The sequence below is a fragment of the Halomonas sp. genome (assembly GCF_031581305.1).
Taxonomy (GTDB): Bacteria; Pseudomonadota; Gammaproteobacteria; order Pseudomonadales; family Halomonadaceae; genus Halomonas.
Genome location: NZ_JAVLBC010000025.1, coordinates 1 through 8552 on the forward strand (window position 1 = coordinate 1; position 8552 = coordinate 8552).

Here is an 8552-nt window from a genome sequence, read left to right on the forward strand (position 1 = left end):
ACGGGGGGCCACGGGATGAACGGGCCGCAGGACCCCACCATCATCGCGGCACTGCTGCCGGACGCCTTCGGTCCCGAGAACCCGGCTCCTAGCCCCTGAATTCGTAGCCCCTGGACTCATAGGCCCTGGCATGAGCGGCACCTGACTGGCCTCTCTGCGGGGGATCTCCCGCCGGGTGGCCGGTGGCTAGCGGGAGGTCTCCTCGGATTCAGCGCCCTCCTCATGAACCAGCTCCACGTCGACGATGCGCGAGCGGCTCATGACGATCTTCCAGCGCTGCAGCAGTGGCGTGCCATCGCCCTCCACCTCGCGGATCACCAGGTTGATCAGGTGGCGCTTCTCCACCGGCTCGCGGACCACCTGCCCCTTTTCCCCCAGCCGGTAGACATGGTGGCTGCCCTTGTCCATCAACCGTGCCAGCGACGAGAGGTCCAGGGTCAGGGTCTCGCGGGTGCGGTCATAGCCGCTGAGAAACCGGGTCGGCGACATGCGCGAGCTGGAACGATAGTGCAGCACCACCTCCTCGCGCTGGGCCAGGTTACGCTTGCGTACCCGACGAATCTGCTCGTCCAGCCGAGCATAGCGCTGGTAGTCGAACCACTCGAGCTGTCGTCCCAGGACGGTATTGCTGGTGGGGTCCAGGTACTGGCGCCGCCATTTGGGACGCCCCCGACGCAGCCAGCGCCACAGGGTGATACGTAGGTCATCCTTGAACACCTCACGCAGCGCATAGATCACCGCCAGGGTCAGGACGAAAAGCGCGGTGATATCGCCCAGCGACTCCCGGGCCTGCAGCAGGCCCAGGGAGACGAAGCTCATTACCACCGCCGTGGCGAAGGCCTTGACCGCCTTCTGCTCGCCGCCGCCGAGCTCCTGGCTATGCTGCTTGAGGGTCACGGGATACTCGATCAGCCGCCGCAGCAGGCGCATCTTGTTGGACATCCGGGTGGGGGCCCGGATGACCCGTTCGGAGTTGTACTCCCGAGCCCGACGATGCTCGACCTCATCGCGGCAGATCGCCAGCAGGCGCTCGCGAATCGCCCGGTAGCCGTTGCCCCGCGGCAGGTGGGCGACCAGCGCCAACAGGTTCTGCTCGGTGAACCAGGAGAGGTAGTTGTCGATGTTGACATAGTAGCGATGCAGGCTCTCGTCATCCGGTTCCTGGCGGCGCAGCCGCCCGAGGATGCCCCGGGCCAGGTCGGCAGCCTCCTCGAGCCGGGTACGCAGCCGGTCGGCCTCCTCGCCCTCCTGGGCCGTGCCGGCCCGGGAAGGGACCTGCGACTTCGCTGCCTTGTCGTCGCCTCGCTTCTCCGACTGTCGCGCGCGGCGCGACAACTCCAGCAGTTCCTGGGTAGAGCGCTCCAGGGCCACCACGTACTGGTAGGCATAGAGGCTCAGCCCCAGGCGATACTGGTCGGCATCGAGCCGCTTGCCCGCCAGGCGGCTCATCACCAGCGGCAGCCGGTGGCGGTCACTGTAGTAGGTGCGCTTGACATGAATGGCGCCATGATAGAACGCCTCCTCCGAGAGCACATGGGGGTTCAGGCCCAGCTCGGCAGGCACGAAGAGGAAGACATCCAGCCGGTGGGAGGTCTCCTCGCGGAGCACGCGGGAGACCTTCAAGTACAGGCTGTCCCGGCTCTCGACCGTGATCTGGTGAGTCGCCATTCGCGTTACCCGGGATCCGGGGCACCGCCCCGGGCACTGGTGTCGCCGGCGGGGTCGGCGACACCGGCCTCACCGGGTCGCCGGCCGCTGGCATCACGGGCCTCGGCCCCCTCACCGGCTCCCTCCAGGCGGCCCCCGCCACGCCCCTCCATGCTGACGCTGAGCCGCGGCACGCCGAGGTCGACGGACTGCGTCTCCATGCGCTGCTTGAGCAGCAGGTTGAAGGCCCGCGCCACGTCCCACTGCATCTCCGGGGCAGTCCGGAAGCGCATGCGCAGGATGGCGCAACCATCGTCGAAACTGTCGATGCCCTGCATCTCCAGCGGCGACCAGATGTAGTGGCGCATCATCGGGTCCTGGCGCAGCTCCAGGGCGGTCTCCTGCATCATCGTGGTGGCATCGTCGATCTTCATGTCGAAAGGGATGCGGACCCGCATCAGGGCGATGCCGAACTGGCGCGACATGTTGTGGATGGATTCGATGCGGCTGAAGGTGATGATATGGACGATGCCATCCAGGTCGCGCAGGCGCACGGTGCGCAAGGTCAGCCCCTCGACGGTGCCCATGTGGCCGTTGATCTTGACGAAGTCATCCACGGCCAGCGAATCCTCGATGAGGATGAAGATGCCGGTGATGAGGTCCTGCACCAGGGTCTGGGCGCCGAAGCCGACGGCCAGACCGATCACCCCCGCACCGGCCAGCAGCGGGGTGACGTTCACGCCGAGATTGGCCAAACCGACGATGGCGGCGATGATCACGATGGTGGCGAAGATGATGTTTCGGATCATCGGCGTAATGGTCTGCGCCCGGGCCAGGTTGACCCGCCGCCCTCGGGCACGCGCCGGGCTGGTCAGTGCCCGCTGGATAGCGGTGTCGGCAAAGATCCAGATCAGCCAGGCCGTCAGCACGGTGAAGCCGATGGCCAGCAGGGCCTGGCCAATGCGCACGCTGGCCACCCCCTGCTGGCCGATACCGATCAGCGAGGCCCCCCACACCTGCAGCGAAAGCTCGGCGAAGGCGATCCAGGCAAGCACATGGGCCAGGGCATAGCCGAAGCGCTCCAGGCGCCGGCGGTAGTCGCTCAGCCGGCGGCCCTTGGAGCGACGTTCGCCGTGCCGGCGAATCAGGCCGGTGACCACCAGCGTGAGCACCAGCAGCGAGGCCGAGATGATCGAGCGGGCCAGCGCCGTGCCCACGTCGCCCACGGTGATGAAGATCGCCACCAGCGAGCCCCCCACCAGCAGCAGGGCCGGCACATGCCACAGGCCGCCGACCAGCCGAACCACCTCTGCTGCGCTGCCCCTGTCGCGCCGCAGGGTATAGGGACGGTTACGGATCAGGTGCTTGATAGGACGCTTGAAGCGCAGGATGAAGCGCCCGCTGATCAGCGCCGCCACCACGTTGGCCAGCACCGACATCAGGCCCGCCAGGTCACTGCCCATGATCCCCGAGAGGCGGCTGGAATTGAAGGCATCGCCCAGCGCGATCAGCGCCGCAATGATGAACAGCGGCCTCAGGCTCTGCTGCTGCAGGATCTGCACGGCGATGAAGCGATGGCCACTGGTGAACACCGAGATCACCGTCTCGACCACCACCGAGAGGGTACGCCCGCACAACGCCACATAGGCGATCACCAGGGCCGCGGTGCGACCCGAGCTCTCCGGCACCAGCTGGGCGATCCCAAGCACCAGCAGGAAGGCCAGCGCCCAGGGCAGCATGCGGCGCAGGAAGTGCACCACCAGCAGCCAGGCCCGAGGCTCGCGTGGCAGGTCCAGGGGCCAGCCCCGGCGTCCGGCCAGCAGCCGCCCCAGGGCGATCAGGATCACCAGCAGCCCGGCCCAGATCACCAGCAACACGGTCAGTTCGATGATGAAGCGCAGCAGCTCGGTGTTACCGGTCTGTACCATCAGGTCGACAAGATCAGAGCCGCCCTGCCGCAACTGTCGCTGCCACTCGTCCACCGGCGACCGTCCGGCCTCGGCCTGTTCGCCGAGGTCACTGATGGTCTCTGCCAGGGCGCCGAGCAGGCCCTGGGGTCGCGTGAGACCCGACTCCTCGGCGGTCGGGTCGTGGGCCTGCTGCAGCTGGCGCAGGCTCTCCAGCAGGGCCTGGCGCTGCTCGGCATCCTCGAGAGTGGTGATCACCTCGTCCAGCGAGGCCTGGAAGGCCTGGGGATCGTGGGAGGCCGGTTCGTCCCCGCTCCCCGGTGTCAGAGCGGAAAGGGGCATGGTCTGGGCCGAGGCCACCGTCGACAGCAGCATGGTCAGCAGCAGCCACATCAGCAGGCCCCGCACGATAACGAACAGGCGGTTCGCTTCAGGCACTCTCGCGACTCCCCCTCTCTCGACTCCCTGGCATGTCGTCTCCCTGGTCTCTCGTCTTCGGTGAACGGATGTCGGCCGGAACCGCATCCGTGATGGCCGAGGCAGTGTGATAGGCTGCCGACATCATGCCCTACAGGATGCCGTCATGACGCCGCAACCGCCACCCGAACCCCGCAACGCCGACGGTGAGACGCGTCGCGTCGGCGTCGAGATCGAGTTCGCCGGCCTGCCGCCCCGGGAGACGGCCGAGGTGGTGCGCGAACTGTTCGGCGGCGAGGTCGAGGTTCTCAGCCCCCATCGCCTCAAGGTCTGCGGAACCCGCTGGGGCGACTTCGGTATCGAGCTGGACACCCAGTACGCCCACCCCGACCAGACCGTGGTGGAGGCCGAGGCCGCGGTCGACAGCGAATGGGAGCGCATGCGCCTGGACTTCCATACTCGGACCCGGGAGCTGATCGGCGACGTGGTCACCGGCCTGGTGCCCACCGAGATCGTCTGCCCGCCAGTGCCCTGGGATGAGCTGGAAGACCTCGACGCCCTCTTCGAGGCGCTGCGCCACCACGGGGCCAAGGGCACCGACGCCAGCCTGCTCTACGGCTTCGGCCTGCACCTCAACCCCGAGGTACCGAGCCTCGAGGCGGAGAGCCTGCTGGCCTACCTGCGCGCCTACCTGCTGAGCGCCGCCTGGCTGCGCGAGCAGATTCACGTGGACATCACCCGGGAGGTCTTGCCCCATGCCAACCCCTTCCCCCGAGCCTACGCCCTCAAGGTGCTCGCCCCGGACTACGCCCCGGATCTCGAGACACTGATCGCCGACTACCTGGCCGACAACCCGACCCGCAACCGCGAGCTGGACATGTTGCCGCTGTTCGCCCATCTCGCCCCCGACTTTCCCCATGAGCTGCTGCAGAATCGAATGGTCAAGGCGCGGCCGACCTTCCACTATCGCCTGCCCAATGCCCAGCTCTCGGAGCCGGGATGGGGGGCCGTCACCGAGTGGAATCGCTGGCTGGAAGTCGAGCGCCTGGCCACCACTCCCGAGACCCTGGCCGAGCGCAGCGCACAGTTTCTCGCCCGTCACCGCCCCTCGGCACCGCGCCGTTGGCTGACCCGACTGCGCCGCTGGGTGTCTCGCCAATGAGCCGTACAACGCGTCCGTTGATCGGCATCACTACCTCCGACACCAAGAGCCGGATCGCCTGGTGGTTCGACTGGTTCGCCGTCTGGCGCCACGGTGGCCGGCCGCAGCGGCTGTCGCCCTCGCGCCCCTTCCCCGATGCACTCGATGGCCTGATCATCGGCGGCGGCGACGATATCCAGGCCCACCTCTACGACGACGAGGTGCGCCTGGACGTCCGCGTCGACCCGCAGCGCGACGAACTCGAGCTCGAGCTGCTGGAGCGCTTCATCCCCCTGGGCAAGCCGGTGCTGGGCATCTGCCGCGGCGCTCAGCTGATCAACGTCTACCAGGGCGGCACCCTGGACCCGGACATCTACACCACCCATGAGGGGCTCAAGCGCCGACGCACGGTGCTGCCGCGCAAGACCGTGGACATCGTCGCCGACAGCCAGCTGCATCACATCCTCGAGGTGAGCTGGTGTCGCATCAACAGCCTGCACCACCAGGCAGTGCAACGGACGGGCAAGGGCATCGAGATCGTCGCCCGAGATCGCGATGGCCTGGTGCAGGGTATCGAGTCCCGCAACCATGAGTTCCTGATCGGCGTGCAATGGCATCCCGAGTGGCTGGTCTTCAATCGCCCTCAGCAGCGGCTGATCCACGCTCTGGTGGAGGCCGCCCAGCGCGGCATCCCCTCGGCGTAGCTCGACCCGGGAAAGGCGCAGTGCCCGGGAAGGCGCATCGCTAGACACAAGGCGCCGGGGCCACCTCACGGTGGCCCCGGCGTGATGAGACCGACCCGGCCGATCAGGCCGGCGCCTGGCTCAGTTTTCCAGCTTGGCCGACAGGCTGATCTCGGCGTTGAACAGCTTCGATACGGGGCACCCTTCCTTGGCCTTGTCGGCCGCATCCTGGAAGGCCGCCTCGTCGGCGCCCGGGATCTTCGCCACGGTGTCGAGGTGGATGGCGGAGATGGCGAAACCGCCCTCGACCTCCTCCAGGGCCACCTTGGCCTCGGTGGCGATGCGCTCGGCGGTCATGCCGGCCTCGCCCAGGATCAGCGACAGCGCCATGGAGTAGCAGCTCGCATGGGCGGCGCCGATCAGCTCCTCGGGGTTGGAACCCGCCTCACCCTCGAAGCGCTTGGCGAAACTGTAGGGGACGTCCTGGATCGAGCCACTCTGGGTGGACACCGTCCCCTTGCCGTCCTTGAGGCCGCCCTGCCAGACGGCGCTGCCGGATTTCTTGATGCTCATGTCGACTCCTTCTCGTCGTCAGGGGAAATCATTTTCTCTTCACCCTACACCATGGGGATGCTCCCCTCCTGGCGCAAGGTCGATTGCATCGACGACGGGCAGCGACCAAAATAAATAAAAAATATTTCCAAATTACTGCAGACAGGAGATCCCCATGTCGACTTCGCCCAGCGTGCGACTCGCCGCTACCGACCGGGAAGCGGCACGCGACCTGCCGGCTATCGGCCAGGGCACCTGGTACATAGGTGAGGGGCTAACCCCGCGCCGCGACGAGGTGCGTGCCCTGCAGCACGGCCTGGCGCAAGGCCTCACCCTGATCGACACCGCCGAGATGTATGGCGACGGCGGCGCCGAAGAGGTGGTCGGCGAGGCACTTGCGGATCGCCGCGAAGAGGCCTTCCTGGTCTCCAAGGTCTACCCCTGGAACGCCGGGCGCGACAGCGCCATCGCTGCCTGCGAGGCGAGCCTCAGGCGCCTTCGCACCGACCATCTCGACCTCTACCTGCTGCACTGGCCGGGCAACATCCCGCTGGAAGAGACCCTGGAGGCCTTCGAGCGGCTGCTCGAGGCGGGCAAGATCCGCCGCTACGGCGTCTCCAACTTCGACGTGGATGAGATGACGGCGCTGACTGCCCTGCCCGGCGGCTCGAGCTGCGCGGTAAACCAGGTGCTCTACCATCTGGGCTCGCGCGGCATCGAGCACTCGCTGCTGCCCTGGCAGCGCACGCAGGGCATCCCCACCATGGCCTACTGCCCGCTGGCCCAGGCGGGCACGCTGCGCCGCGACCTGCTCGGCCACCCGGAAGTACGGGAGGTCGCCGCGAGGCTGGGCATCACGCCCACCCAGCTGCTGCTGGCCTGGGCAATTCGCCCCGCCAACGACAAGGCTGGCGATGTCGAACGCGACGTGATCGCCATTCCCAAGGCCACCCACCTCGCGCACGTGGAGCAGAACGCCGCCGCACTGACGGTCGAGCTGGATGCCGAGAGCCTGGCCCGCCTCGACGCCGCCTTCCCGGCACCGAACCACAAGACGCCGCTGGATATCGTCTAGGCCCGGCCCTGCCACCTAGCCGCGCAATCTGGCCAGCACATCAGACAGGGCTTCATGGCCCAGTTCGCGCATCAGCGCGATATTGCGTTCGGGAATGCCCGCCGGATCCGGATGATGCGCCAGCCCTCGCTCCAGCCCCGCCTCGCGCAGCAGGTGCCACATCGGGAAGGGGGAACGGTTGGTGAAGTTGGCGGGATCCTCCGGCTCGGCGTCCGCGAAGACGTAGTCCGGATGGAAACTCGCCAGCTGGTAGATGCCTTCATAGCCCTGTTCGTCCAGCAGCGCCTCGGCGATGGCCAGCAGGTCCAGATAGTCGTCGAAGTCCTCGAGCCCCTCGGTCAGCACCAGCAGAGTGGTCTCCACCCCGGGGGTCTCGTCCAGGTGGCGACACGCATCGAACAGCGTCAGCAGTGCTGCCTCGCGATCCGAGGCCGGCACCGCCACATAGCGAACGGTGTCGCGGGCCACCTCGCGGCCGGCGAAGGGACAGACGTCGCGGTCGACCACGAAGGTCTCCACCCAGGCTCGGGTGGCGGCAAGAGGATCAATGGGGGCAGTCATGGTCGCCTCGGGCAGAGTAAGGGTGAGAGAAAAGGGAGTGAGCGTCGGGGAGCAAGAAAAAGGAGCAGCAGTATAGCCCAGGCGGCCACCCGACCCTATCGGCCCCGCCGCGAGGCCAGGCGATCGGCCAGCCGGGTCGGCTCCGGCAGCTTGGTACGCCCCAGGCAACGGGTGACCCACTCCAGCGCCGTGTGCAGCGACACCCGATGGCCCGGCGAGACGAAGATCGGCTTTACCTTCACCCGCGAGCGCAGCACTGCGCCGATCACCTCGTTATCCGGACCATCCACCAGCGGCGTCCAGTCGCCACGCTCAGGGCCCGGCTCAGTGTGGCGACCACACAGCCGCGACTTGGCCACGCCGATCGTGGGCAGGTCGAGCCACAGCCCCAGATGGCTGGCCACGCCGATCCGCCGCGGATGGGCGATGCCCTGACCATCCACCATCACAAGCTCCGGTGTTACCTCCAGCCGTTCGAAGGCTTCCAGCGCCGCCGGCACTTCGCGAAACGACAAGAGTCCCGGCACATAGGGCATGCGCGTCGGCTCGCGATGCACCACCTGCTCCAC

8 protein-coding genes are annotated in these 8552 nt (G+C 67.4%); 3 read left to right on the top strand and 5 right to left on the bottom strand.

The window, feature by feature from the left end; all coding sequences use genetic code 11:
• Positions 1-186 precede the first annotated feature (186 nt).
• Positions 187-1668: a hypothetical protein gene (locus RI841_RS03860; RefSeq protein ID WP_310704262.1), complete on the bottom strand. Its 1482-nt coding sequence runs from the start codon at positions 1666-1668 to the stop codon at positions 187-189.
• A gap of 5 nt (positions 1669-1673) precedes the next feature.
• On the bottom strand, positions 1674-3947 hold the full coding sequence (locus RI841_RS03865; protein ID WP_310704280.1) for a mechanosensitive ion channel domain-containing protein: 2274 nt from the start codon (positions 3945-3947) through the stop codon (positions 1674-1676).
• A 190-nt stretch (positions 3948-4137) separates the two neighbouring features.
• On the opposite strand from RI841_RS03865, the gene RI841_RS03870 reads away from it, so the two are divergent.
• Together RI841_RS03870 and RI841_RS03875 are read left to right on the top strand one after the other, a co-directional pair.
• Positions 4138-5133, top strand: a complete 996-nt coding sequence (locus RI841_RS03870) for an amidoligase family protein (protein ID WP_310704263.1) — start codon at positions 4138-4140, stop codon at positions 5131-5133.
• A complete protein-coding gene (locus tag RI841_RS03875; protein ID WP_310704264.1) occupies positions 5130-5816 on the top strand; it encodes a type 1 glutamine amidotransferase in 687 nt (228 codons plus the stop codon). The genes RI841_RS03870 and RI841_RS03875 overlap by 4 nt, the downstream gene beginning before the upstream one ends.
• Before the next feature lie 120 nt (positions 5817-5936).
• Here the strand turns inward: RI841_RS03875 and RI841_RS03880 are convergent, their stop codons facing one another.
• On the bottom strand, positions 5937-6368 hold the full coding sequence (locus RI841_RS03880; protein ID WP_310704265.1) for an OsmC family protein: 432 nt from the start codon (positions 6366-6368) through the stop codon (positions 5937-5939).
• 154 nt (positions 6369-6522) lie between these two features.
• Here RI841_RS03880 and RI841_RS03885 point away from each other — a divergent pair, with 154 nt between their 5' ends.
• The gene (locus RI841_RS03885; protein ID WP_310704266.1) at positions 6523-7422 is read left to right on the top strand and encodes an aldo/keto reductase; all 900 of its coding nucleotides are present in this window, start codon (positions 6523-6525) and stop codon (positions 7420-7422) included.
• A 15-nt stretch (positions 7423-7437) separates the two neighbouring features.
• Here RI841_RS03885 and RI841_RS03890 read toward each other — a convergent pair whose 3' ends face one another.
• Together RI841_RS03890 and nfi are read right to left on the bottom strand one after the other, a co-directional pair.
• Positions 7438-7983: a DUF1415 domain-containing protein gene (locus tag RI841_RS03890; RefSeq protein WP_310704267.1), complete on the bottom strand. Its 546-nt coding sequence runs from the start codon at positions 7981-7983 to the stop codon at positions 7438-7440.
• Positions 7984-8078: 95 nt separating this feature from the next.
• On the bottom strand, positions 8079-8552 hold a 474-nt coding region (nfi, locus tag RI841_RS03895; protein ID WP_310704268.1), incomplete at its 5' end, for a deoxyribonuclease V.